The 23418-nt window shown below is 63.3% G+C and carries 22 protein-coding genes; 11 read left to right on the forward strand and 11 right to left on the reverse strand.

Annotated features, from left to right (window positions below; all coding sequences use genetic code 11):
- The 3 genes from MAXJ12_RS15515 to MAXJ12_RS15525 form a co-directional block, all read right to left on the reverse strand.
- Window positions 1-768, reverse strand: coding sequence for a 4Fe-4S dicluster domain-containing protein (locus MAXJ12_RS15515; RefSeq protein ID WP_040586419.1), 768 nt, complete (start codon window positions 766-768; stop codon window positions 1-3).
- Window positions 765-3608, reverse strand: coding sequence for a molybdopterin oxidoreductase family protein (locus MAXJ12_RS15520; RefSeq protein ID WP_008836861.1), 2844 nt, complete (start codon window positions 3606-3608; stop codon window positions 765-767). Before MAXJ12_RS15520 ends, MAXJ12_RS15515 begins: the two co-directional genes overlap by 4 nt.
- Before the next feature lie 141 nt (window positions 3609-3749).
- Window positions 3750-4181 carry a L,D-transpeptidase gene (locus MAXJ12_RS15525; protein WP_008836862.1) on the reverse strand — a complete coding sequence of 144 codons (432 nt, stop codon included), beginning with the start codon at window positions 4179-4181 and terminating at the stop codon, window positions 3750-3752.
- Between the two features lie 201 nt (window positions 4182-4382).
- On the opposite strand from MAXJ12_RS15525, the gene MAXJ12_RS15530 reads away from it, so the two are divergent.
- The 5 genes from MAXJ12_RS15530 (at window position 4383) to MAXJ12_RS15550 (ending at window position 10759) form a co-directional block, all read left to right on the forward strand.
- Complete coding sequence (locus MAXJ12_RS15530; RefSeq protein ID WP_008836863.1) at window positions 4383-5663, forward strand: acetylornithine deacetylase/succinyl-diaminopimelate desuccinylase family protein; 1281 nt, start codon at window positions 4383-4385, stop codon at window positions 5661-5663.
- A 126-nt stretch (window positions 5664-5789) separates the two neighbouring features.
- Window positions 5790-7271 carry an ABC transporter substrate-binding protein gene (locus MAXJ12_RS15535; RefSeq protein ID WP_008836864.1) on the forward strand — a complete coding sequence of 494 codons (1482 nt, stop codon included), beginning with the start codon at window positions 5790-5792 and terminating at the stop codon, window positions 7269-7271.
- Between the two features lie 46 nt (window positions 7272-7317).
- The gene (locus tag MAXJ12_RS15540) at window positions 7318-8265 is read left to right on the forward strand and encodes an ABC transporter permease (RefSeq protein ID WP_008836865.1); all 948 of its coding nucleotides are present in this window, start codon (window positions 7318-7320) and stop codon (window positions 8263-8265) included.
- The gene (locus tag MAXJ12_RS15545) at window positions 8262-9134 is read left to right on the forward strand and encodes an ABC transporter permease (RefSeq protein WP_008836866.1); all 873 of its coding nucleotides are present in this window, start codon (window positions 8262-8264) and stop codon (window positions 9132-9134) included. Before MAXJ12_RS15540 ends, MAXJ12_RS15545 begins: the two co-directional genes overlap by 4 nt.
- On the forward strand, window positions 9131-10759 hold the full coding sequence (locus MAXJ12_RS15550) for an ABC transporter ATP-binding protein (protein ID WP_008836867.1): 1629 nt from the start codon (window positions 9131-9133) through the stop codon (window positions 10757-10759). Before MAXJ12_RS15545 ends, MAXJ12_RS15550 begins: the two co-directional genes overlap by 4 nt.
- On the opposite strand, the gene MAXJ12_RS15555 is transcribed toward MAXJ12_RS15550, so the two are convergent.
- Window positions 10756-11187, reverse strand: a complete 432-nt coding sequence (locus tag MAXJ12_RS15555) for a tellurite resistance TerB family protein (protein WP_040586421.1) — start codon at window positions 11185-11187, stop codon at window positions 10756-10758. The genes MAXJ12_RS15550 and MAXJ12_RS15555 overlap by 4 nt on opposite strands.
- A gap of 125 nt (window positions 11188-11312) precedes the next feature.
- Here MAXJ12_RS15555 and MAXJ12_RS15560 point away from each other — a divergent pair, with 125 nt between their 5' ends.
- The 4 genes from MAXJ12_RS15560 (at window position 11313) to MAXJ12_RS15575 (ending at window position 13914) form a co-directional block, all read left to right on the forward strand.
- On the forward strand, window positions 11313-12098 hold the full coding sequence (locus MAXJ12_RS15560) for a TSUP family transporter (protein ID WP_008836869.1): 786 nt from the start codon (window positions 11313-11315) through the stop codon (window positions 12096-12098).
- A 46-nt stretch (window positions 12099-12144) separates the two neighbouring features.
- Complete coding sequence (locus tag MAXJ12_RS15565) at window positions 12145-12981, forward strand: helix-turn-helix domain-containing protein (RefSeq protein ID WP_050898833.1); 837 nt, start codon at window positions 12145-12147, stop codon at window positions 12979-12981.
- Between the two features lie 83 nt (window positions 12982-13064).
- Window positions 13065-13493 (forward strand): VOC family protein, encoded by a 429-nt coding sequence (locus MAXJ12_RS15570; RefSeq protein ID WP_040586427.1) that lies wholly within the window; start codon window positions 13065-13067, stop codon window positions 13491-13493.
- Window positions 13494-13503: 10 nt separating this feature from the next.
- Entirely contained in the window at window positions 13504-13914 is a 411-nt protein-coding gene (locus MAXJ12_RS15575; protein WP_008836872.1) for a cupin domain-containing protein, read from the forward strand.
- 13 nt (window positions 13915-13927) lie between these two features.
- On the opposite strand, the gene MAXJ12_RS15580 is transcribed toward MAXJ12_RS15575, so the two are convergent.
- The gene (locus MAXJ12_RS15580; protein ID WP_008836873.1) at window positions 13928-15397 is read right to left on the reverse strand and encodes a cobyric acid synthase; all 1470 of its coding nucleotides are present in this window, start codon (window positions 15395-15397) and stop codon (window positions 13928-13930) included.
- Window positions 15398-15399: 2 nt separating this feature from the next.
- On the reverse strand, window positions 15400-16014 hold the full coding sequence (locus MAXJ12_RS15585; RefSeq protein WP_008836874.1) for a dimethylsulfonioproprionate lyase family protein: 615 nt from the start codon (window positions 16012-16014) through the stop codon (window positions 15400-15402).
- 117 nt (window positions 16015-16131) lie between these two features.
- On the opposite strand from MAXJ12_RS15585, the gene MAXJ12_RS15590 reads away from it, so the two are divergent.
- A complete protein-coding gene (locus MAXJ12_RS15590; protein ID WP_008836875.1) occupies window positions 16132-17307 on the forward strand; it encodes an isobutyryl-CoA dehydrogenase in 1176 nt (391 codons plus the stop codon).
- Window positions 17308-17331: 24 nt separating this feature from the next.
- Window positions 17332-18216: a 3-hydroxyisobutyrate dehydrogenase gene (gene mmsB / locus MAXJ12_RS15595; RefSeq protein WP_008836876.1), complete on the forward strand. Its 885-nt coding sequence runs from the start codon at window positions 17332-17334 to the stop codon at window positions 18214-18216.
- Between the two features lie 294 nt (window positions 18217-18510).
- Here mmsB and MAXJ12_RS15600 read toward each other — a convergent pair whose 3' ends face one another.
- From MAXJ12_RS15600 to solA, 5 genes are all read right to left on the reverse strand, one after another.
- Window positions 18511-19155, reverse strand: a complete 645-nt coding sequence (locus tag MAXJ12_RS15600) for a cytochrome c oxidase assembly factor Coa1 family protein (RefSeq protein WP_008836877.1) — start codon at window positions 19153-19155, stop codon at window positions 18511-18513.
- Between the two features lie 111 nt (window positions 19156-19266).
- Window positions 19267-19677 (reverse strand): carboxymuconolactone decarboxylase family protein, encoded by a 411-nt coding sequence (locus MAXJ12_RS15605; protein WP_008836878.1) that lies wholly within the window; start codon window positions 19675-19677, stop codon window positions 19267-19269.
- A gap of 62 nt (window positions 19678-19739) precedes the next feature.
- The gene (locus MAXJ12_RS15610) at window positions 19740-21122 is read right to left on the reverse strand and encodes an aspartate aminotransferase family protein (RefSeq protein WP_008836879.1); all 1383 of its coding nucleotides are present in this window, start codon (window positions 21120-21122) and stop codon (window positions 19740-19742) included.
- A 232-nt stretch (window positions 21123-21354) separates the two neighbouring features.
- The gene (locus tag MAXJ12_RS15620; protein WP_008836881.1) at window positions 21355-22116 is read right to left on the reverse strand and encodes a DUF72 domain-containing protein; all 762 of its coding nucleotides are present in this window, start codon (window positions 22114-22116) and stop codon (window positions 21355-21357) included.
- A gap of 40 nt (window positions 22117-22156) precedes the next feature.
- Window positions 22157-23326 (reverse strand): N-methyl-L-tryptophan oxidase, encoded by a 1170-nt coding sequence (solA, locus tag MAXJ12_RS15625; RefSeq protein WP_008836882.1) that lies wholly within the window; start codon window positions 23324-23326, stop codon window positions 22157-22159.
- Window positions 23327-23418 lie beyond the last annotated feature (92 nt).

A 23418-nucleotide genomic window follows, 5' to 3' on the forward strand; every position in this document is an offset into this window, starting at 1 on the left:
TCAGATGCGCTCCAGCACGCCGTCGAGCCAGCCGAAGAAGCCTTTGGCTCCGTCCGTATTCTCGGCCAGAGGCAGCGAATGCGCGCTGTCGGCGAGCGGCTTGCGAGGCCGTGGCGGCAGGTATTTGTTGACGGGCAGCGTCCCTTGTTCCGGCATCAAATCCATGCCGCCGCGTTCCGCGACCAAGATGGACACTGCGGAAGTCGGGTCCGCCAAGTCGCCATAGTGCCGGGCATTGGCGGGACAGGTCCGCACACAGGAAGGCACCCGGTCGACCTCTTCAATCGTCTCGTTGTAGATGCGGTCGATGCACAGCGTGCATTTCTTCATCACGCCGGCCGCCAGATCCATCTCGCGCGCACCGTACGGGCAGGCCCATGCGCACAGCCCGCAGCCGATGCACATATTCTCGTCGACCAGCACGATGCCGTCCTCTGCCCGCTTGTAGGACGCGCCGGTCGGGCAAACGGTAACACAGGGCGCATCCTCGCAGTGGAGGCAGGATTTCGGGAAATGCACGATCCGTGCTTCGCCGGCCTCGCCGACGATTTCGCCACCCTCGGGGATCACTTCAAATGTATGGACCCGGTTCAGCCAGGCGCCGGAAACGTCCGCGCCGTAAGGATCCTGATCCGACAGGGCGGACCCGTAGCCGCCGGTGTTCCATTCCTTGCAGCTGACCACGCAGGCGTGGCAGCCGACGCAGACGTCGAGATCGATGACGAGGCCGAGCTTCTTCGGCGTTGGCTGAGCGGGAAGAAGCGTCACTTCGCCCACTCCTGTCCGTAGCGCAGTTCCTTTGGTCCCGAATGCCCTTCCGAGGAGACCGGCGCAAAGCGCGGTTCGCTCGCTGCGGCCGGCTCGGCCTTCTCGATACGCACACGAAGGTCGTACCAGGCCGCCTGCCCAGTAACCGGATCGGAGTTCGACCAGCGCAGGCCGTCGCCTTTCGGCGGTAGAAGTTCGTTGATCAAGTGATTCATCAGAAAGCCTTTTCTGGCTTCCGGCGCGTCGCGGTCCAGTGCCCAGGCCCCCTCCCGCTTGCCGATCGCATTCCAGGTCCAGATCGTCGAGGAATTGACGGCCTCCATACGCGCGATCTCGACCTTGATGCGGCCGTGGTGAGAAGTCAGGAAAACCCAGTCGCCGTCGATGAGACCGAGTTCGTCGCAAATGGGTCCCGGCACATAGAGCGGATTCTTCGTGTGGATCTGGCGCAACCAGGCATTCATGGAGCCCCAGGAATGGTACATCGCCGCCGGCCGCTGCGTGATCGCTTGGTAGGGATAGGTCTGGCGATCGACGATTTCTTCCTCGAAGGGCCGATACCAGAACGGCAGCGGGTCGAACGTGTCGAGGATGCGCCGGCGATGGGTTTCGGGCGCGAACGGCTCGCGCAGCCCTTCCGCCGACAGCCGGAACTTCTGCAGCGTCTCCTGATAGAGCTGGAAGGTGACCGGCTGCGGCGTATCGAAGAAGCCCATGCGGACGGCGAAGTCCTGGTACGCCCTGTTTGCATGCTTATAAAACTGCGCCTCGAGCGGGATATGCGCCGAGAAGAAGGAGCCGTTCTCGATATAGCGCTTGAGCTGGTCGGGATTGGCGGCCCCGCGGCCGACGCGATCACCGTTCGGCCCGCGAAAACCGGCCAGCGGGCCGATGCCCGGCCGGCGCTCATGGCGCACGATATAGTCGGCGTAGTCGCTGTAGAGCGCGCGGCCGTGATGATCGACGAAGCCCGGCAGCTTCAGACGCACGCCGAGATCGAGCAGTACGGTCTGGAAGCCGCGCACGTCTCGGTCGGGCTCGACCACCGGCCAGCGGATCGCATCCTGCACGGCGTCCGGCTCCGAGATCGGCCTGTCGAGCATGGAGATGCAGTCGTGGCGCTCCAGATAGGTCGTGTCAGGAAGCACCAGATCGGCATAGGCGACCATCTCGGACGCGTATGCGTCCGAATAGATGATCTTAGGGATGCGGTATTCGCCGGTCTTGGGGTCTTTGTCCTCCAGCATTTTTATCACGCCGGCCGTATTCATCGACGAGTTCCAGGCCATGTTGGCCATGTAGAGGAACAGCACATCGATCGGATAAGGGTCGCCGGCATGCGCATTGGAGATGACCATGTGCATCAGGCCGTGCACCGAGACCGGCGCGTCCCACGAGAACGCCTTGTCGAGCCGCGTCGGCTTGCCGTCGGCATCGATGAGCAGATCTTCCGGCCCGCGCGGAAAACCGAGATGCGGACCAGACAGGGGTTTGTTCGAGCCGAAATGCTCGGCCTTTCCATGCGGCGTCGGATGCGCTTCGACCGGCTTCGGATAGGGTGGCTCGAAGCGGAAGGCGCCGGGGCAATCGACCGCGCCGATCAGCACCTGCAGCATGTGCAACGCGCGCGCCGTCTGGAAGCCGTTGGAATGGGCCGACAGGCCGCGCATGGCGTGGAAAGACACCGGCCGACCGACAAAGCTGTCGTGGCGCTCGCCATTCATGTCTGTCCAGGGCTGGTCGATCGAAATGGCTTCGTCGAAGGCGACGCGGGCGATCTCGGCGGCCAGTCCGCGAATGACATCGACGGCAACGCCCGTCTCGCCGGCCACGGCCTCCGGCGCGTATTTCGGATCGAGGTATTTTTCGGCGACGAGTTGGAACGAGGGTACGGCGAAGCGACCGTCCTCGAGCGTATAGCGTCCGGACAGCGCCGGCCTTGCACCGGTCGTGCCCCGTGGAACGATGCGCTCTGTGACAGTTTCGAAAACCAACTCCCTGCCCTCCGCGTCGCGTGCGAAAAGCCCGTGTTCGGCGGTTCCCGGCGCATCGACGACCAGCCAAGGCGCGTTGGAATAGCGCATCAAGTAATCGACATCGATTTTCCGTGCCTTCAACAGCTCGTGCGCGACCGCCAGGATCAGCAGCCCGTCCGTGCCGGGGCGGATGCCGATCCAGTTGTCGGCTACCGCCGAATATCCGGTCCGGACGGGATTGACCGAGACGAACCGCGCGCCGTTCTTCTTGACCTTGGCGATGCCCATCTTGAGCGGGTTGGAATCATGGTCCTCGGCGACGCCGAACATGATGAACAGCTTCGTCCGATCCCAGTCCGGCGCGCCGAACTCCCAGAACGCGCCGCCGATGGTCATGATGCCCGCCGCCGCCATATTGACCGAGCAGAAGCCGCCATGGGCGGCGTAGTTGGGCGTGCCGAACTGTTGTGCCCAAAAGCCGGTCAGCGACTGCGACTGATCGCGGCCGGTGAAGAAGGCGAGCTTCTTCGGATCGGACTGGCGCACGCCGTCGAGCCAGCCGGTCGCAATGCCCAATGCCTCGTCCCACGAGATTTCCTGGAACTCGCCCGAGCCCCGCGGCCCCACCCGCTTGAGCGGCGCCCTGAGCCGCGCCGGCGCGTAGTGTTGCATGATGCCGGCCGAGCCCTTGGCGCATAGCACCCCGCGATTGACCGGGTGGTCGCGATTGCCTTCGATGTAGCGGATCTTGCCGTCCTTGATGTGCACATCGATGCCGCAGCGGCACGCGCACATGTAGCAGGTCGTCTTGCGTACTTCGTCGCCGACGGGCTCGGACAGCGCGACACGCGGAGTGGAATTCATTGGCGGAGCTCCTCCGCCAATGTCTACAGACGCCCTACCCCAAATGAAATGCCCGAAAACGCCATTTCAGGGGAAAATTTGTATAGACATAAGTTGCCGCAACGGATTCGTTTTTCGGCAGTGGTCGCGTATCGCTGCCAGTCAGTTTGTGACGACGATACGCGTATTGCCCGGTCCGATCTGCTTGACCAGCGAATAGAATTTCGCGGCGTTCGCGGTCGCGAGCCTCACGCAGCCATGCGAAGCCGGCCGGCCGAGGTTCTTGACGTAGTTCGTGCCGTGGATGGCGTAGCCGCCGTGGTAGAATACCGAATAGGGCATGGGCGACATATCGTATTTGCGCGAATGCCACATTTTGTGCATGCGTTTCGGCCGCCAGGTGCCCCGTGGCGTGATGTAGCCCTTGCGCGCCGTCGAGACCTTCCAGGTGTGGATGACGCGGCCGTGCTTCACAACGGTCATGGTCTGGGCGGACACATTGATGTTCGCCACCAAACTGGCCGCATGGCCTTGCGCCGAAGCGCCAAGCAGCAGCCCTGCAAATGCAAGCGCGAGAAGAATTCTGTTGTTCATTTTCGATCCCCCAAAATACCAAAAGCCTAGCGCCCCCTTCGCAATCGGTATGTGAAGAAGGTTACACCAACTTCCTAAGAATTTCCAAAACCGTGCCGACTGCCGATCCCAACAATTCCCGTGAAGGTTGCACAAGCTGGCCCACGCGCGGGCTCGCATTGCGGCTTGCCAAAGCGGGCCCAACCCTGCTCAATTTCACGCATGTATGAAAAGCTTCTCGAAACGATCGACGAGCGGGTCGACGACCTGGTCACTCTCACTACCGACCTGATCCGTTTTCCAACGATCAATCCGCCCGGCGACGCATACCGGCCCTGCGCCGAATATATCGGCGCGCGCCTGAAGAAGCGCGGCTTTGGTGTCGAATACATTCGCGCGGAAGGTTCGCCGGGCGACACGGACCGCTATCCGCGGATGAATGTCGTCGCGCGTTTCGACGGCCGCACGCCCGGGCCGACCGTTCATTTCAATTCCCATATCGATGTCGTCGAGGCAGGCGAAGGCTGGACGGTCGCCCCGTTCGCCGGCGTGGTGAAGGACGGCAGGGTCTATGGCCGCGGCGCCTGCGACATGAAGGGCGGACTTGCCGCGTCCATCACCGCCGCCGAGGCGTTCATGGATGTCTATCCGGATTTTCCAGGCGCGATCGAGATTTCCGGCACTGCCGATGAGGAATCCGGCGGCTTCGGCGGCGTCGCCTATTTGGCCGGCAAAGGCTACTTCTCCAAGCCGAAGGTCGACCACGTCATCATCCCGGAACCGCTGAACAAGGACCGCATCTGCCTCGGCCACCGCGGCGTCTGGTGGGCCGAAATCGAGACCAAGGGCGAGATCGCGCATGGCTCGATGCCGTTCCTTGGCGACTGCGCCGTGCGCCACATGGGTGCGGTGCTCGAAGCCTTCGAGAAGGACCTGTTTCCCGCGCTCGACGCCAAGCAGACGCGCATGCCCGTGGTGCCGGACGGCGCGCGCCGCTCGACCATGAACATCAACTCCATCCATGGCGGCCAGACCGACGACTTCCGGCCCGGCCTGCCCTCGCCCAACGTGCCGGACTGGTGCCGGCTGACGATCGACCGGCGTTTCCTGCTTGAAGAGAAGATCGGCGAGGTCAAAAGTGAAGTAACGGCCATTCTCGACCGGCTGAAGCGCGACCGGCCGAAATTCGACTACGACATCCGCGACATCATGGAGGTGCAGCCACTGATGACCGAGCGCGACGCGCCGGTTGTCTCGGCGGTGGCGCAGGGCATCCGCGAGGTCTTCGACCGGGAGCCCGACTATGTCATTTCGCCGGGCACCTACGACCAGAAACACGTGTCGCGCATCGGCCATTTGCACGACTGCATCGCTTATGGGCCGGGCATACTGGACCTGGCGCACCGACCGGACGAATGGGTGGGCATCGCCGACATGGTGGAATCGGCCAAGGTCATGGCCATCGGGCTGAACCTGCTGCTGCGGGGGCCGTCCGCGCGATGATCGCCCGGCCCTGTGGCTGGCGCGGAAAGATTCGGCCGCAGGCGTACCGATTGCAACAAACGCGATTTACTCCGGCTGCAAATAACGCTTCTATCCAGCCGGAATTCGGGAACGGGAGTAGATTCAATGAAAGTTTGGAAATCGATCCTCGCGGCAAGCATGCTGGCGCTGGCGACGAGCAGCGCGGCGTTGGCTGCACGAACCGACCTGGTGCTGGGCATCCCGCTGGAGCCGCCGCATCTCGATCCGACGGCGGGCGCTGCCGCCGCCATTGATGAAGTTCTCTACGCCAACGTTTTCGAAGGGCTTACCCGCATAGGCCCGAGCGGCGAAGTTCTGCCGGCGCTGGCCGAAAGCTGGACCGTTTCCGACGACGGCAAGGTCTACACCTTCAAGCTCCGCACCGGCGTCAAATATCATGACGGCAGCGACTTCAACGCCGACGACGTGAAGTTCTCGCTCGACCGCGCGCGCGCCGAAGATTCCACCAACGCGCAGAAGGCGCTGTTTGCCGCGATCGATACCGTCGAGGCGGTCAATCCGGGCACGGTGAAAGTCACGCTGAAGAATCCGCAGGGCTCTTTCCTTTACAATATGGGCTGGGGCGATGCGGTGATCGTCGCGCCGGAATCGGCCGAGACCAACAAGGAAAAGCCGATCGGCACCGGGCCATTTAAATTCCAGAACTGGGCCAAGGGTTCAGCCATCACGCTGGTCAAGGCGGACGGCTACTGGGGCGATCCGATCGCGCTCGACAAGGCCGAGTTCCGCATCATTCCGGATGCCGCCGCGGCCATTCCGGCGCTGCTTTCGGGTGACGTGCAGGCGCTGCCGAACTATCAGCTCGGCGACGCCCTGCCGCAGATCCAGGCCGATCCGCGTTTCAAGGTGGTGATCGGCTCGACCGAAGGCGAGACGGTGCTGTCGACCAACAACAAGAAGCCGCCATTCGACAATCTGAAAGTGCGGCAGGCCATCGCCCACGCGATCGACCGCAAGGCGATCATCGACGGCGCTTCCGGCGGCTTCGGCGTGCCGATCGGTTCGCACTTCGCCCCGCACAATCCGGCCTATGTCGACCTTACCGGCACCTATCCGCACGACGTCGAAAAAGCGAAGGCGCTCTTGAAGGAAGCCGGCTTCGAGAACGGCATCGAGGCAACCCTGAAGCTTCCGCCGGTCGGCTATGCGCGTGACGGCGGCCAGATCGTCGCCTCGCAGTTGCGCGATGTCGGCATCGAGCTCGAGATCATCCCGGTCGAATGGGCCGACTGGCTGAAGCAGGTGTTCACGGAAAAGGACTACGATCTGTCGATCGTGTCTCACACCGAACCGAACGACATTGAGATCTATTCGCGCGACGACTATTATTTCCAGTACGACAACCCGGCCTTCGACAAGATCATCGAGGAGTTGAACCTCACCTCCGACGAGGCCAAGCGCAAGGAGCTCTACGGCCAGGCGCAAAAAATCCTCGCCGAAGATGCAGTGGTTGGTTTCCTCTTCGAGCTGCCGAAGATCGGCATCTGGGATGCCAAGGTCGAAGGCTTGTGGACGAACTCGCCCATCCAGGCGAACGACCTGACCAAGGTGAAATGGGTGGATTGAGCGTTCGAGGGAACCCGCGAGACTTCTCATCGCCTAGTCCCCTCCGATGACCACCTATCTCCTCAAACGCCTCGCCATCGGCGCGCTGACGCTCGTCGTCGCGTCGATCGTGGTGTTTTCGGTGCTGGAGATCTTGCCCGGCGACCCGGCGCGGCTGATGCTCGGCTTGAATGCCTCGGAAGCGACGGTTCAGGTGCTGCGCGAGCAGATGGGCCTCAACCAGCCGATTCTTTTGCGCTATCTCGATTGGGCCGGTGGGCTGCTGACGCTTGATTTCGGCAAATCCTACACCTACTCGGTCCCAGTCATCGACCTGATTTCCGAACGCGTCGTGGTCTCCCTGCCTCTGGCAATCATGGCGCTCCTTCTGTCGACCGCAATTGCCATTCCCGTCGGCGTGTTTTCCGCCCAAAGGCGCGGCAGCACTGCCGATACGCTGTCGATGGGCGCCGCGCAAATCGGCGTCGCCATTCCCAATTTCTGGTTTGCGCTGATCCTAATCTATATTTTCGCCGTCTGGCTCCGGCTCGTGCCGGCCGGCGGCTTTCCCGGCTGGAACGCGGGACTTTGGCCGGCCTTCAAGGCATTGATCCTGCCCGCGGTGGCGCTCGCTTTGCAGCAGGCTGCGATCCTTGCCCGAGTAACCCGCTCGGCCCTGCTCGACGTGCTTGGCGAGGATTACATCCGCACCGCACGCGCCAAGGGCATGCCGCGCAACTATGTGCTGTGGCGGCATGCCCTGCGCAACGCGATGATCCCGTTGCTGACCATACTCGGCCTGCAGTTCGCATTCCTGATTGCCGGCACGATCATCATCGAGAACGTCTTCTATCTCCCCGGCCTCGGCCGGCTGATCTTCCAGGCGATCACCCAGCGCGACCTCATCGTCGTGGAGAGCGTCGTCATGCTGCTGGTCGCGACGGTAATCGTCGTCAATTTCCTGGTCGACCTGTCTTATGCGATTGTCGATCCGCGGTTGAGGATCCGGCAATGACGCTGCCTGCCGCAGAATTCGAGCGTGAGACCTTCGGCAGCTTCATCGCAAAAGCTTTTGCCAACCGCTCATTCGTCATCGGTTTCGTCATCACTTCGCTGATCGCAGGCATGGCGCTGCTGTCTTTCTTCTGGACGCCCTATGACGTGACCAAGCTTATCGTGGCCGACCGAATGCAGCCGCCTTCGGCTACACATCTCTTCGGCACCGACCAGTTCGGCCGCGACGTCCTGTCGATGATCATGGTCGGCTCGCGCAACTCGATCGCGGTGGCGCTGGTGGCGGTCGGCATCGGCATGGGGCTCGGCGTGCCGCTCGGCTGCTGGGCGGCCGCCCGCGGCGGCTTCCTCGACGAAGCGGTCATGCGTTTCAACGATCTGGTATTCGCCTTTCCCGCCCTGCTCTCGGCGGTGATGATCACCGCCATCTTCGGCCCCGGCGCGATAAACGCCATCATCGCCATCGGCATCTTCAACATACCGGTTTTCGCACGCGTTGCCCGCGCGGGCGCGCTTGCGATCTGGCCGCGCGAATTCATCCTCGCCGCACGCGCCGCCGGCAAGGGCAAGGCGCTGATCACTGTCGAGCACATTCTGCCGAACATCGCCAATCTGCTGCTGGTGCAGGGCACCATCCAGTTCGCGCTCGGCATTCTGGCTGAGGCTGGCCTCTCCTATCTCGGGCTCGGCGCGCAACCGCCAATGCCGAGTTGGGGCCGCATGCTGTTCGAAGCGCAGACGCTGATGATGGTCGCGCCTTATCTGGCGCTGTTCCCCGGTTTTGCCATCGTCATTACCGTGCTCGGCCTCAACCTGCTCGGCGACGGCGTCAGCGACGTGCTCGACCCCAAATTGCGGCGGCAGCGATGAGCCTGCTCGAAATCGAAAACCTGTCGCTCAAAATCGGCGAGACACCGATCCTCAGGGATGTCGACCTGTCGATCGACGCCGGCGAGGTGATGGGCCTGGTTGGCGAATCCGGTTCGGGCAAGTCGATGACCGCGCTGACGGTCATGCAGCTTCTGCCCAACGCCGCGCGCACTGAAGGCCGCGTCAGCTTCGACGGCATCGACATTCTCGCGGCCACCGAGGACCGGATGTGCGCTTTGCGCGGCGACGACATAGGCATGGTGTTCCAGGAGCCGATGACGGCGCTGAACCCGGTCAAGACGATCGGCGAGCAGGTCGCCGAAGGCATTCGCTGGCACACCGGAGCCAGCCGCGCCGATGCCGAGGAGCGCGCGCGGCAGATACTGGACCGGGTCGGCCTGCCCGAGAAGAAATTCCCGATGTCGCGCTATCCGCACCAATTGTCGGGCGGCCAGCGCCAGCGTGTGGTGATCGCCATCGCCTGCGCGCTGAAGCCGAAGCTGTTGATCGCCGACGAGCCTACGACCGCGCTCGACGTGGTGCTGCAGGCGCAGATACTGGAGCTGCTGCGCGATCTCGTCGACGAAAACCGCATGGGCCTGCTGCTGATCTCTCACGACCTCGCCGTCGTGACGCAGATGGCCGACCGCATCACCATTCTGCGCCATGGTGAGGTGATGGAGGCCGGCGAGACAGCGCAGACGCTGTCCAAGCAGGCGCACCCCTACACGCGGCAACTCGCCCTCGCTTCGACGCATGTGCCGGAGAGGCGCGTTCTTGCCCACCCCTTTGCGGGGGACAGGGCGTCGCTCCTCGAGGTCCAAAACATCTCCCGCTTTTATCCCGGCCAGCGACTGTCGATGTTTCACAAGGCCGAGCCGTTCCGCGCCGTAGACGATGTCTCGTTCTCGATCGCTCCCGGCCAGTCCACGGCGCTCGTCGGGCGCTCCGGCTGCGGGAAGTCGACGCTGGCGCGCATGATCCTGGCGCTGGACAGACCGTCCGGAGGCGAAATCCGCTTCATGGGGGAGACGTTGACCGGCAGAGACGAGGCGGCGCTGAAGCCGGCGCGGCGCAACATGCAGGTAGTGTTTCAGGACCCCTACGGCTCGTTCAATCCGCGCCACAAGGTCGAGCGGCTGGTCGCCGAACCCCTGCATCTCTTGGAAAAACAGCCCAGCCCGGCCGAGCGGCGCGAGGTGGTGGCGAGCGCGCTGCACGAAGTCGGCCTTCGCGCCGAAGACATGGACAAGTATCCCCACGAATTTTCAGGCGGCCAGCGGCAGCGCCTGTCGATCGCCCGCGCTATCATTACCAGGCCGAAGCTGGTCGTCGCCGACGAGCCGGTCTCCGCCCTCGACGTTTCGATTCGCGCGCAGATCCTCGATCTCTTTGCCGATCTGAACGGCCGCCTCGGCGTCGCGTATCTGTTCATCACCCACGACCTGACGGTCGCCCGCGCCATCACGGACGACGTGATGATCATGCATGAGGGAAAGATCGTCGAACGCGGCCCGACCGGCGAAGTGCTCGACCATCCGCAATCCGAGGCGACCAAGGCGCTCGTTGCCGCAGCGCCCGACCTGCACCGGGCCATTGCCCGCCGGCTTCAGGAGCAGGGTTAGCCCGCCGGCTTCACCACATCAACCGGGCTGATGCCCAGGATATCGAGCGTGCGGCGAAGCAGCCGCACTTCGTTTTCGGCGAGCTCGGAATCCGCCTTGGCGATCTCGGCCATGTGGCGCGCCAGCAATTTGCGGCGCTCGACATCGAGTTCGCCAAACAGCGCCAGTGCCTGCGCGCCGCTCGTCTCGTAGCCGAAATCATTCAGGTATTCGACGACACCGTCGAGGCTCTCGTCGCTGATCCCGAACGCCTCGCGGCAGATGCGGCGGAAAGTATCCATCTCGCTGTCGCTGACCGTCCCGTCAGCGAGGATCATGCGAAACAAAAGCAGGAGCTCGGCTGACAGGACCGGATCGTCCGCCACCTTGCGAACGCCGGGGTCGCCATCAAACAGCGTCCGTATGCGGGCCAGCACTCCTGTCGCCATCGAATTTTCCTTCTCGCGCGCCATGCAGAATACGTAGCGTGAAACGCGGCTTGCGCAAACTGGCCGTGTGTGGTCGAACGCTGCATATTTTTCACGGACCCCTCCGGCCAAGCGTTCCCCACAACATGTTCGATCTGGCCACCGAGACCATTGCCCTGCTCGCCCTTGCGGCCTTCTTCGCCGGCTTCATCGATTCGATCGCCGGCGGCGGCGGCCTGATAGCCGTCCCGGCGCTCCTGCTGGCTGGTCTCTCGCCGGTCGAGGCGCTCGGCACCAACAAGCTGCAAGGACTGTTCGGCTCAGGCTCGGCGACGATCGCCTATGCCTCCAAAGGGCATGTCGATCTGCGCAGGCAATTGCCTTCGGCGCTTCTGTCTCTCTGTGGAGGCGTTGCAGGCGCGCTTCTGGCGACGATCCTGCCCGGCGAATTGCTGCGCATCGCCCTGCCGTTCGTGCTGGTCGCCATTGCGCTCTATTTCGCCCTGAAGCCGAACATGGACGACATCGATCGCGCCCAGCGCCTGTCGCCGTTCCTGTTCGGGCTTCTGGTCGTTCCGGTGATCGGTTTTTACGACGGCGTCTTCGGTCCGGGAACCGGCTCGTTCTTCATGCTCGCTTTCGTCGCGCTCGCCGGATATGGTGTGCTGAAGGCGACCGCCCATACCAAGCTGCTCAATTTCGCCTCCAATATCGGCGGTTTCGCCGCTTTCGCTTTCGTCGGCGCGGTATCGTGGAAGATCGGGCTGATGATGGGCGTGGTGCAGTTTCTCGGCGCCCGTGTCGGCGCGGGGCTGGCAATCCGTAATGGCGCGAAGCTGATCAAGCCGCTGCTGGTGATCACCTGCATCGCGCTCGCCGTACGGCTGATGATGGATCCCACGCATCCGCTGCGCACCATGCTGGGTTTTTGACGGACGTTTCGGGCCTTGCTAGGCTCCACGACAGTGGAGGCCGCATATGATCGCCGAGCCTGATGCCCCGCCGATACCTGCACCGCCACCAGCCGGCCAGTACAAGATGGTGCAGCGTGCGCCATGCCCGAGGCTGGACGGGATAATCTCCCGGTTGACCGGCTATTGCGAAGTGGCCGCCGGCCACTTCCGCCAGGTGGAGGCAGCATCGCTGGTGGTGCCTCTCGTGATCAACTTCAGCGGCTCGTTTGCGATCGGGCTTGGCCGCGCTCCCGGCGACAACGAACATTTCGGCAGCTTTGCGGCCGGCCTCTTTGCCGGGCCGGTGGTGATCGATTCGTTCGGAACCGCAAGCTGCGTCCAGATCGACTTCACACCACTCGCGGCGCGCCGTTTTTTCCGGATGCCCATGACCGAACTGACCGACCGCATGGTGACGCTCGACGACGCGCTTGGCGCGGACGGACTGGCGTTGCGCGAAAGGCTGGCGAACGAGCCCGACTGGCATCGACGCCTCGATCTTGCCGAGCGTTTCGTCGAAACTCGCATCGCCGCCGCGCCGCCAAACAGGCCCGAAGTGGCTTGGGCATACGGCAACGTGCTTTCCACCGGCGGCCGCATGCCAGTGACCGCCATAGCCAAAGACATCGGCTGGAGCCGCAAGCACCTCGCCGGGCAGTTTACCGCCGAGACCGGGCTCGGGCCGAAGACATTTGCCCGCATCGTCCGCTTCAACCGCGCGCTGACGCTCGGCCAAGCCGGAACCAGCGGCTGGGCCGGCATTGCCGCGGAATGCGGCTATTCCGACCAGGCGCATCTGGCGCGGGAGTTTCGCGAAATGGCAGGCGCAACGCCGGGCTCGTGGAAGGCGCCAATCGCCTGATGCGGTAACATTTCTTCAAGACTGCCAGACGGCCGGCTGACAATCTGGGCCTATCGCAACCAATCCCGAAGAAGGATGTCATGATGCCCGAAAACATCGAAGCACCCCGCATTTACGCGACCTTCCGCTACAACGACGCAGCCAAGATGATCGACTGGCTGGTGAAAGCCTTCGGCTTCACCGTGCACGCCAGATACGCTGACGCCGACGGCGTAATCCAGCATGCGCAATTGGCCTTTGGCTCCTCGATGATCATGGTCGGCAATGTGCGCGATGACGCCTATGGCAGGATGGTCGGCGGTCCCGGCTCCCAGGGCGGCAAATCGGTCTATGTCGCCGCCGATAACCCGGACGAAATCTATGCGCGCGCCAAGACGGCAGGCGCGAAGATCCTGGAGGAGCCGACCAATCGCGACTATGGCAGCCGCGATTTCGTTTGCGCCGATCCGGAGGGCAATGTCTGGTCCTTCGGCACCTACTGGCCGAAGGCGAACGAACCGGCGATGAGCTGAGGGCGTTGGGATGGGCGACGACCGGCACAAGGCGCGACTGCCAGTAATGCTATCTCCGGGCGAAGGCCGCATCTACCGGACGCCGACCATGCGCGCCGTCTTCAAGGCCGACGGCGAGGAGACCGCGAACCGCTATTCAGTCTCCGAATGGTGGCTGCAACCGGGCAGCGATGGTCCAGGCGCCCATTCTCACGAAGCGAACGATGAGATTTTCTGGGTTATCGAGGGGACGCCCTCTTTGCTGGTCGGCGACGAGTGGATCGACGCTCCGGCCGGAAGCTGCATCGTCATCCCGGCCGGGATCACGCACGATTTCGCGAACAGGACCAACGCCCTCGCCGGACTGTTCAACGTGTTCATCCCCGGTGGCTTCGAGCCACAAATGCCGGCAATCGTAAAATGGTTCGAGGAGAACCGTTGAGAGTTGCAGCGTATCAGCGCGCGGCGGCGAAGATCGCGTCACAGTCGAGATGGGTTTCAAGCTGGGCGGATATCTCGTCCAGCGCCCGTTCGATTTCGGCGCGATAGTCGACGCCGCCGCCCCTGACACCCAGGCTTTCGAGGAAGCGCGCGCGAAACCGGTCGGCGCCGAACAGCCCGTGCATGTAAGTCCCGAAGACCTTGCCGTCCGCCGATGTCGCGCCGTCCTCGACGCCGTCGATGACGGCTGCCGGGCGCAGGCAGTCCGGACCCGTGGTCTTGCCGAGATGGATCTCGTAACCTTCCACCGGCACACCGAAATGCGTCGAGTGCGCGGTCACGTTGCGCACCGTTTTTTCCGGCTCCATCACCGTCTCGATGTCGAGAAGGCCGAGCCCTTCCGCCTCTCTCACGCTGCCCTCGATCCCTTCGGGATCGCGCACGGTCCGGCCCAGCATCTGGTAGCCGCCGCACAGGCCGACGACATGGCCGCCGCGCCGCCTATGCTCGAGAAGGTCGCGGTCCCAGCCGTTTTCGCGGAATTTCATGAGATCGCCGATCGTCGATTTCGAGCCGGGAATGACGATCAGCCCGGCATCCTGCGGCAGCCTCTCGCCCGGCCGCACGAACACCACCTCCACCTGCGGTTCGGCGCGCAGCGGGTCGAGATCGTCGAAATTCGCGATGCGCCCGAGCACCGGCACTGCCACCTTAAGCGCACGGCTCTCGCCCGCTGCCAGTCGCTCCAGGACGACCGAATCTTCGGAGGGCAGTATTGCCGCCGCCTTCAGCCACGGCACGACGCCAAAGCAGCGCCAGCCGGTGAATTTCTCGATTGCGGCGATGCCGTCATCGAACAGAGTGACATCGCCGCGAAACTTGTTGATGAGATAACCGACAATCATGCGCCGGTCCTCCTCGGGCAGGATCAGATGCGTGCCCGCGACCGACGCGATGACGCCGCCACGGTCGATGTCGCCAACCAACACGACGGGGACATCGGCTCGCGTGGCAAATCCCATATTGGCGATGTCGCGCGGCCTGAGGTTGATTTCGGCCGGAGACCCCGCCCCTTCGACGATGATCAGGTCGGCGCCCTCCCCGACCTTCTTCCACGAATCGAGCACGGCCTCGAACAGCCGGGGCTTCAGCGTCTGGTAATCGCGCGCCCGCGCTTCGCCAAACACCTTGCCTTGAACAATGACCTGCGCGCCGACATCGCTTTGGGGCTTGAGCAGCACCGGATTCATGTGGATCGACGGCGCCACGCCGCAGGCCATCGCCTGCAGCCATTGCGCGCGGCCGATCTCGCCGCCGCCCGGCTCGCCCGGAATATCGGCGACTGCGGCATTGTTCGACATGTTCTGCGGCTTGAACGGCCGCACCTTCAGCCCGCGATTTCGCGCGGCGCGGCACAAGCCGGCAACCAGCACCGTCTTGCCGACATCCGAACCCGTGCCCTGCAGCATGATTGCCCTGACCATGGTCAGCACCCGCCCGCTTCGACCGAACCGGTTACCGTCGAGCGCTCGGCCAGCGGTCCACCGCGCCAGAGATACAGCGCCAGCAGCGGCTCGCTTCCGGTTCTCATCGCATGATTGACGCCGGACTCATGATGAATGACTTCCCCGGCTTCCTGCCGCCGGAACGGCTCGTCGGCCATGCGCCATTCCGCGCCGCCGGTCAGCGGAATATAGATCTCCTCGGCGACGTGGTGATGGTCCGGATAAAGAATGTCCGGGCCGAGGATCAGGAAACCGCCCGCCGCGGCATTACTGGCGAAATGCCCGCGCGTGCCGAACGCTTCCAGCCAACCGTAATTGTCTATGAAGCGCTTGCCGAAATCGGCGGCCGTATAGGTCTGTCCCCAACGGAATGCATGGCGGTGCTCGGCCAGCAGGCCGGCAAGCCGCCGCGCCGGCGGAGGCACAAGCTCGGCCGCCCGATCGAGATGCGCGAGGCATGCAAGCGGATTCGGCTCAAGCGGCCGCGACGGCATCGACCAGTCGATGCCGCGGGCGAAGCCGCGAAGGGTCTCGTTGTCAAACCCGGTCAGATAGCCGCGGAAAGTCCGGAGCAGTTCATCGAAAATTGTCGTCACGCCGGGTCTCCGGAAGCGTTTTCATGCACATCGGCTCCGCATCGGAGCGGGTTGCGCGGGCGCATCATTGGTCTAGATTGATCCTCACGCATAGCCAAAAACGTCAGGGAGGACGCCATGGACGCCGCTGTAGGCCCGACCGCTGGCCAGTTCGACTTGAACGAGGATCAGCGCGCCATCCAGGAAATGGCCGAGGCCTTCGCCGCCGATCGCGTCGCTCCCAATGCGCTCGAATGGGACCGCAACCGTCATTTCCCGAGCGATGTGATCCGCGAAACCGGTCCCCTAGGGCTGGGCGGCATCTACATTGCGGAGGACGTCGGCGGCTCCGGCCTCGGCCGCCTCGACGCGGTGCTCATCTTCGAAGCCCTGTCGCGCGCCTGTCCCGGCTTTGCCTCATTCATCTCGATCCACAACATGGCTGCGTGGATGATCGACAAGTACGGCAGCGAGGAACAGCGCCAGCGGCTGCTGCCGAAGCTGACCTCGATGGAATGGCTGGGCAGCTACTGCCTGACCGAGCCCGGCTCGGGTTCGGATGCGGCAGCGTTGAAGACAAGGGCGGTACGCAGCCCCGGCAACGGCGGCGACTATGTCGTGAACGGCGCCAAGCAATTCATCTCGGGCGCCGGCGACAGCGACGTCTACGTGACCATGGTGCGCACCGGCGAGGAGGGTCCGAAGGGCATCTCGACGTTGGTCATCCCGAAGGATGCGCCGGGTCTGTCGTTCGGCGCACTCGAGAACAAGATGGGCTGGCACATGCAGTCGACCCGCCAGGTGATTTTCGAGGACTGCAAAGTTCCCGCCGAGAACCTTTTGTCGGGTGAAGGCGCGGGTTTCGGCATCGCCATGGCCGGGCTTGATGGCGGCCGGCTGAACATCGCCGCCTGTTCTCTCGGCGGTGCGCAATCCGCCCTCGACAAGGCGATCGCCTACACTGCCGAGCGCAAGGCTTTCGGCAAGCCAATCAACCAATTCCAGGCGCTGCAGTTCAAGCTCGCCGACATGGAAACCGAATTGCAGGCGGCGCGGATTTTCCTCTACACGGCCGCCGCCAAGCTCGACCGCAAGGCGCCGGACGCCGGCAAATGGTCGGCAATGGCCAAGCGCCTCGTCACCGACACCGGCTTCAACGTCGCCAACGACGCGCTGCAACTGCATGGCGGTTACGGCTATCTGCACGACTACGGCATCGAGAAGCTGGTGCGCGATCTGAGAGTCCACCAGATTCTTGAAGGCACCAACGAAATCATGCGCGTCATCATCGCGCGCTCGCTGGTTGGGCGCTGAACCAGAAAATATCGGGAGAGACTGATGACGACGATCGGCTTCATAGGCCTCGGCAATATGGGCAACCCGATGGCCGCCAATCTGGTCAAGGCCGGATACGCGGTACATGGCTTCGACCTTGTCCCGGAGAACCTTAAAACGGCGCGCGACAACGGCGTGGTCGTCATGGCGAACGGCGTCGCGGCGGCCAAGGATGCGGAGATCGTCATCACCATGCTGCCGGCCGGCAAGCATGTCCTATCAGTCTATGAGGACATCGCGCCGAAGGCCGCCAAGGGAACACTGTTCATCGACTCATCGACCATCGATGTCGATTCGGCGCGCAAGGCGCACGCAATCGCCGGCAAGCACGGCTTGCTGTCGATCGACGCGCCGGTTTCGGGCGGCACCGGTGGAGCGGCCGCCGGCACCCTCACCTTCATGGCCGGCGGCTCGAAGGAGGCTTTCGCCAAGGCCGAGCCTGTTCTGCAACCAATGGCCGGGCGCATCGTCCACTGCGGCGATGCCGGGGCAGGCCAGGCAGCAAAAATCTGCAACAACATGATCCTTGGCGTCTCTATGATCGGGGTCGCCGAAGCGTTCGTGCTCGCTGAGAAGCTCGGCCTGTCGCATCAGGCGCTGTTCGATGTCGCGTCGACCTCATCCGGCCAATGCTGGTCCCTGACGACTTACTGTCCGGTGCCCGGCCCGGTGCCCAACTCCCCCGCCAATCGCGACTACCAGCCCGGTTTTGCGGCGGCGCTGATGCTGAAGGACCTGAAACTGGCACAGGAGGCCGCGCAGCAATCCGGCGCCGTGACGCCGCTCGGGGCCGAAGCCGCCCAGCTCTATGCGCTGTTCAACGCGCAAGGCCACGGCGGAGCGGATTTTTCCGGCATCATAAAGTTCCTGCGCGGCGATTCCGCCTGATCTTCGCCGGCTGCAAGATTCTTCGGCAAAAGGTCCAAAATCGTTGCAAATTTAGGTTTGCTTAAGCTCTCGATAACCACGCAGTAACAATGTCCGGCTAGAACGAATTCAAGGGCGGTCATTCGCAGCCGCCCCACCGCTCCGGATCAGGTCTCGCGTACCGGAGCTGTTTACTTTCGCAGCGTCTGTGTCGCGAAGGGCCATGCGTTTGTTGGCAAAGCCGTGTTCCTCCGTAGCCGGACGAGCGCGGTCTTTGCCGTAGTCACCCCATCAGCCCGAAATTCATCTCTCGCATCATATCCCCATAGCGGCGTCGGGGATCTGGATATTGTCCTTGTTGACGAGGACGATCGGCGCATCGGAACCGTCGACTCTGATGACAAGCAGGCGCATGTCCCACTCCCCTCCCCGCCGCACAGCGTGCGAGATCGCCGAGCCGGTTCCCTTGTCCCCATGGAGCGGAATGTCGAGCTTCGCGTCCCCGGTGCCGTCCGCATTGACGCTGACATTGCCGCTGATCCAGTAGCTGTCCACCACATCGGTTCCGATGGCCGCCTTCACGCGATCGTCGGCGCGAACCTGATCCATCGTCATCTGGTAAGCGTCGCTGCTCTTCATCATGTATGGAATTCCGCCGATCAGGCCTGCAACACCACCGATCACTGCGATCCAGATGAGCAGGCCGGCGATCGCCCAATTGCGCTGGGCCCTGCGGAAATGCTCCGTGTCGCGCCAGTAACGGTTGCGCCAGGCCCAACGGCTGCCCCGCGCGCCGAGCACGAAGATCATGACGATATTGACAACCGGTATCAGCGCCAGAAGCGCGATGTACGTACTGTTCCCGATCCCCCAGATCCAGTTCAGGAAGAACGCACCCCAATTCCAGCGATCGAGTTCCGACGGGATTTCGGCCGGTTGGTTGAGCGGTTGATCGGCCATTCTGGTTCCCGTTCGTTTATAGCGGGCGAATGCTAGCGCATGATCCCGAAAGTTGCAGCCAGGACGCCTTGAAGGAAAACGCCGCCCGATATCGTCAGAGTCGCGATATCGTCAAGGTCGCGGCTCGAATTGCACGTCGACCGGCGGACGCAGCGCGTTCGCGAGGCGGTTCGTCTGGTTGGCCATGCCGACCACGGCAAGAAGCTCCATCATCTGCGCTTCGCTCATGCCCAGCTTGCGCGCCGATGCCGTGTGCGAATAGGTGCAGTATTCGCAGCCGTTCGTCGCCGATACGGCGATGTAGATCATCTCCTTGACCAACGGATCCAGCGCACCCGGCGCCATCACTTCCTTGATCGTTTCCCAGGTTCGCTTGAGGACGGCCGGATCGTGCGCGAGCACCTTCCAGAAATTATTGACCCAGTCGACCTGGCGCGTCGCCATTATGTCATCATAGACGGCGCGCACGGCCTCGTCGGCCATCTCGTATTCGATAAGGGGTACGAGCGGTTTTCCGGTCATCGACAAACTCTCTTCTGGTGCGGGCAAGAACCGCCGTCCTGCCCGTGGCGGCGTCTGCAGCCCTAGTCTGCCCTGCGAAGATCGGCCTCGGCAAGGTCCAGCGCTTTCAGAATGCGGTCGCCGGCCATATCGATCGTATCGCGGGTCCAGATCAGCGGCGGCGAGAGTATCATCGTATCGCCAGTCGCCCGCATCATCATCCCTTGCGCGATCGCGTGATCGCGGACGGTGACAGCGGCGCTGCCGGCCGGCTGGAAACGCTCGCGCGTCGCCTTGTCCTTGACGATCTCGATCGCGCCCATCAGACCGACGCTGCGCACTTCGCCGACCAGTCCATGGCCGGAAATCCGCTCCTTCAGAATCATTGCGAAATAAGGGCCGGTGTCGGTCCTGACACGCTCGACCAGACCCTCCCGCTCGATGATCTCGAGGTTCTTGAGGGCCACCGCGCAGGCCACCGGATGACCGGAATAGGTGTAGCCGTGATAGAACTCGCCGCCCTTCTCGACCAGCGTCGAGGCGATCCTGTCGCCGACCAGCAGCGCCGAGAGCGGTTGGTAGCCCGAAGTCAGCGCCTTGGCCGTGGTGATCGTGTCGGGCTCGATGCCGAAGGTCTGGGCGGCGAACCATTCGCCCGTCCGGCCGTAACCGGTAATGACCTCGTCGAGCATCAGGAGCACGTCGTATTTTCGGCAGATGCGCTGGATTTCCGGCCAATAGCTCGCCGGCGGGATCTTCACGCCGCCCGCCCCCATGATCGGTTCGCCTATGAAGGCTGCGACATTGTCCGCGCCCGCTTCCAGGATGGCGTCCTCGACGGCCTTGGCGGCGCGCAGGCCGAAATCATGGTCGCTCTCGCCCGGCAGCGCGAGCTCGTATGCGTAGGGCATCATCACATGCACGATATTGGGCACCGCCCCGCCAAGCTGGCTGTGCATGCCGTCCATACCGCCGAGCGAGGTTCCCGCCACCGTGGAGCCGTGATAGGCCATGGTGCGCGAGATGATGCGGTTCTTCTGCGGCTTGCCTTCAAGCACCCAGTAGTGGCGGACCAGCCGCAGCGCCGTGTCGTTGGCCTCCGATCCAGACGAGCCGTAGAACACCTGGTTGATATTCTTCGGCGCGATGTCCGCAAGCTTCTTCGCAAGCAGCACCGGCGTCGGTGTCGAGCATTTGAAAAAGGAGTTGTAGTAAGGCAGTTCCTTCATCTGCGCGTAAGCAGCCTCGGCAAGCTCGTTTCGGCCATAGCCGATATTCACGCACCACAGGCCGGCCATGCCGTCGAGCAGCTCGTTGCCCTCGGAATCGTAGATGAACGGCCCCTCAGCGCGGGTGATCATGCGCGAGCCTGCGCCACGCAATTCCTTATGGTCGGTGAACGGGTGAATGTGATGGGCGGAGTCGATCGCCTGCAGCTGCGAGAGCGAATAGTTCTGGTAAGTCATGGGGTTGTTCCTTCCAGTTGAATCGATCCGGCAACAGCCGGGTGCGAATTCAGCGGAAGGCAGGCGGCGAATAGCCGATGCGAGCGCAAAGCCGCAGCAGCTCGGCGTGCAGCGTTCGCCGCGACGGAACCGAAGCGAATTGCGAACGCACCTGGGTAAAGCGTGCAAGGCTCATGACAAGACTGTAGCGGAAGGAGTGCGAACCGTTCAAGCGGCTGTGGTGAAGGCGAGCTCAGCCCTTGCCCAGAAGTGCAAGCAGCTTTTGCGCATCGGCGGGTGCTGCGCTTTTCACGTCATTGTCGAAGAAGCACCACACGTCGCGACCCTCCTTGCGCCACTTCCGGATGTGCCTCGCCCATTTCTTCAGCGCTGCGTCGGAATAGAAGCCATGGTAGCGGCCGCTGGATCCATGATTGCGCACGTAAACCCAGTCGGCGGTGACTTCCAGCGGCGCCGGAGCCGAGGCATGGTCGGAGATGCACAGCGCCATGCCATGGTCGCGCAGCAGCTCGAAGGTGGGCTCCTCGTACCAGCTCGGATGGCGGAACTCGAAGCTGCAGGAATATTTCTTCGGCAGGCGCTTGATGAAGGCCGCCAGCCGCTCCCGGTCCGCCTTCATCTGCGGATGCAACTGGAACAGCACCGGCCCGAGCTTGTCGCCCAGCAGGTCGAGTCGCGAGGTGAGCAGGTGAAGCGAGTTCTCGTCGACATTCAGCCGCCGCCAATGTGTGATGAAACGCGAGGCCTTCCAAGCATAGCGAAAGCTCTCTGGCGCCGCAACGCGCCAGTTCACGACCGCCTTCTCGGTCGGCGTTCGATAGAATGGCGCGTTGAGTTCGGTCGAGTTGAACTGCGTGACGTAGTAGGCGAGCGCGTCCTTCTTCTTCACCTCCTTCGGATAGAATGGTCCCCACCAGTCCGCGTAGTGCCAGCCCGACGTACCGACGCGGAGTTCAGCGTCGCCTTTCCTGCTGCTGCGGCTCTTGCTCGTCATCGACGTTTGAACGCGGCAAGCGCCGATTGGTGGCAGGTCTTCAGCCGCGGTAAGCAGTGGACGGCGAGCGGGCGAACCGCCCGATCTCGAAACGGCTGATGTTGTGTCGCGTTTCGCCCTCAATCGCCAGATCGGCCAGCACCTCGCCGATGACGCTCGCGAATTTGTAGCCGTGGCCCGAACAGGGCGACGCGATCACGATACGCGGGTCGGTAGGCGAAAGGTCGATGACGAAATCCTCATCCGGCGTCTTGGTGTAGATGCAGGTTCGCATATCTCTCAGCGGCCCTGCGGCTGCAGGCAGGTAGGTTTCGAGAAAGTCACGCATCCGCTTCTCGTCGGCCGGGCCGGCATCCTGCTTGGCCTCATCGGCCCGCGACCAAGTCCCGCTTGCGTGATGGGAGGCGCATTTGAACCCGCTGCCCAGGAAATCCGGAAAGCCGTAGGCGATGTCGTCCTCACCGTCGATGATGAACACCGGCAGCATGCCGAGGCGCACGGCGTCCGGGTCGCGCGGCGCAAACCAGCAAAGCACCTGCCGGCTGAGCGTCAGGTGCGGCTTCAGTTCGGGCACCAGTTCGCCGATCCAGGGGCCGGCGGCGATCACCGCGCTTGCAGCCTCGATCGTCCGGTCCCGCAGCACGATCCGCACGCCTCCGGAGGTCGGCTCGACGCCGAGGACAGGCGTATTCTCCAGCACTTCCGCGCCCGCCGCGCGCGCCAGCTCCAAATGCCGTGCGTTGGCGAGTTCGGGTCGCAGGAAGCCGCCCTCGGGCTGCCACACGGCCGAATAGTCGCCCGGCAACGTGAATTCCCGATAACGTCTTCGAATCTCGCCTGCGTCGAGCACCTCGTGTTCCAGCCCGTGCAGGCGGCTCGCCGCCAGCGACCCCTCGACAATGACGCTGCCCGGCTTGCCGATTTCGAGCACGCCGGTGACGGTCAGCACCTTTTCCCCGGCAAGTTGCTCGAGTTCGCGCCAGTTCTCATAGGCGCGCCGGGCGAGCGGTACATAGCTGGGATGCTCGAAATAACCGAGTCGAATAGCCCGCGACTCGTCGTGCGACGAACCGCGATCGTGACCGGGTTCGAACTGCTCGATCCCCAGAACCCGCTTACCCCGCCGTGCAATGTGGAACAGGGCAGCACTTCCCATCGCGCCCAGGCCGATGACAACAACATCATGGGCGATTCGCTTCCCTTCCGGCATGTCGCATCCCTCGCGCTAGTGGTCGCCGCCTCCGCAATGATGGCGGGACCGCCGGTCCATTATGCCGGCCAAATCCCGCATTGCCACGAGGA

Origin of the sequence: Mesorhizobium alhagi CCNWXJ12-2, from assembly GCF_000236565.1 — a bacterium.
GTDB classification, from domain to species: Bacteria; Pseudomonadota; Alphaproteobacteria; order Rhizobiales; family Rhizobiaceae; genus Allomesorhizobium; species Allomesorhizobium alhagi.

Excerpts from the sequence above, each read along its gene's own strand:
- MAXJ12_RS15520 (WP_008836861.1), bottom strand. The coding sequence starts at position 3,608 with ATGAATTCCACTCCGCGTGTCGCGCTGTCCGAGCCCGTCGGCGACGAA.
- MAXJ12_RS15525 (WP_008836862.1), bottom strand. The coding sequence starts at position 4,181 with ATGAACAACAGAATTCTTCTCGCGCTTGCATTTGCAGGGCTGCTGCTT.
- MAXJ12_RS15530 (WP_008836863.1), top strand. The coding sequence starts at position 4,383 with ATGTATGAAAAGCTTCTCGAAACGATCGACGAGCGGGTCGACGACCTG.
- MAXJ12_RS15535 (WP_008836864.1), top strand. The coding sequence starts at position 5,790 with ATGAAAGTTTGGAAATCGATCCTCGCGGCAAGCATGCTGGCGCTGGCG.
- MAXJ12_RS15540 (WP_008836865.1), top strand. The coding sequence starts at position 7,318 with ATGACCACCTATCTCCTCAAACGCCTCGCCATCGGCGCGCTGACGCTC.
- MAXJ12_RS15545 (WP_008836866.1), top strand. The coding sequence starts at position 8,262 with ATGACGCTGCCTGCCGCAGAATTCGAGCGTGAGACCTTCGGCAGCTTC.
- MAXJ12_RS15550 (WP_008836867.1), top strand. The coding sequence starts at position 9,131 with ATGAGCCTGCTCGAAATCGAAAACCTGTCGCTCAAAATCGGCGAGACA.
- MAXJ12_RS15555 (WP_040586421.1), bottom strand. The coding sequence starts at position 11,187 with ATGGCGACAGGAGTGCTGGCCCGCATACGGACGCTGTTTGATGGCGAC.
- MAXJ12_RS15560 (WP_008836869.1), top strand. The coding sequence starts at position 11,313 with ATGTTCGATCTGGCCACCGAGACCATTGCCCTGCTCGCCCTTGCGGCC.
- MAXJ12_RS15565 (WP_050898833.1), top strand. The coding sequence starts at position 12,145 with ATGATCGCCGAGCCTGATGCCCCGCCGATACCTGCACCGCCACCAGCC.
- MAXJ12_RS15570 (WP_040586427.1), top strand. The coding sequence starts at position 13,065 with ATGCCCGAAAACATCGAAGCACCCCGCATTTACGCGACCTTCCGCTAC.
- MAXJ12_RS15575 (WP_008836872.1), top strand. The coding sequence starts at position 13,504 with ATGGGCGACGACCGGCACAAGGCGCGACTGCCAGTAATGCTATCTCCG.
- MAXJ12_RS15580 (WP_008836873.1), bottom strand. The coding sequence starts at position 15,397 with ATGGTCAGGGCAATCATGCTGCAGGGCACGGGTTCGGATGTCGGCAAG.
- MAXJ12_RS15590 (WP_008836875.1), top strand. The coding sequence starts at position 16,132 with ATGGACGCCGCTGTAGGCCCGACCGCTGGCCAGTTCGACTTGAACGAG.
- mmsB (WP_008836876.1), top strand. The coding sequence starts at position 17,332 with ATGACGACGATCGGCTTCATAGGCCTCGGCAATATGGGCAACCCGATG.
- MAXJ12_RS15600 (WP_008836877.1), bottom strand. The coding sequence starts at position 19,155 with ATGGCCGATCAACCGCTCAACCAACCGGCCGAAATCCCGTCGGAACTC.
- MAXJ12_RS15605 (WP_008836878.1), bottom strand. The coding sequence starts at position 19,677 with ATGACCGGAAAACCGCTCGTACCCCTTATCGAATACGAGATGGCCGAC.
- MAXJ12_RS15610 (WP_008836879.1), bottom strand. The coding sequence starts at position 21,122 with ATGACTTACCAGAACTATTCGCTCTCGCAGCTGCAGGCGATCGACTCC.
- MAXJ12_RS15620 (WP_008836881.1), bottom strand. The coding sequence starts at position 22,116 with ATGACGAGCAAGAGCCGCAGCAGCAGGAAAGGCGACGCTGAACTCCGC.
- solA (WP_008836882.1), bottom strand. The coding sequence starts at position 23,326 with ATGCCGGAAGGGAAGCGAATCGCCCATGATGTTGTTGTCATCGGCCTG.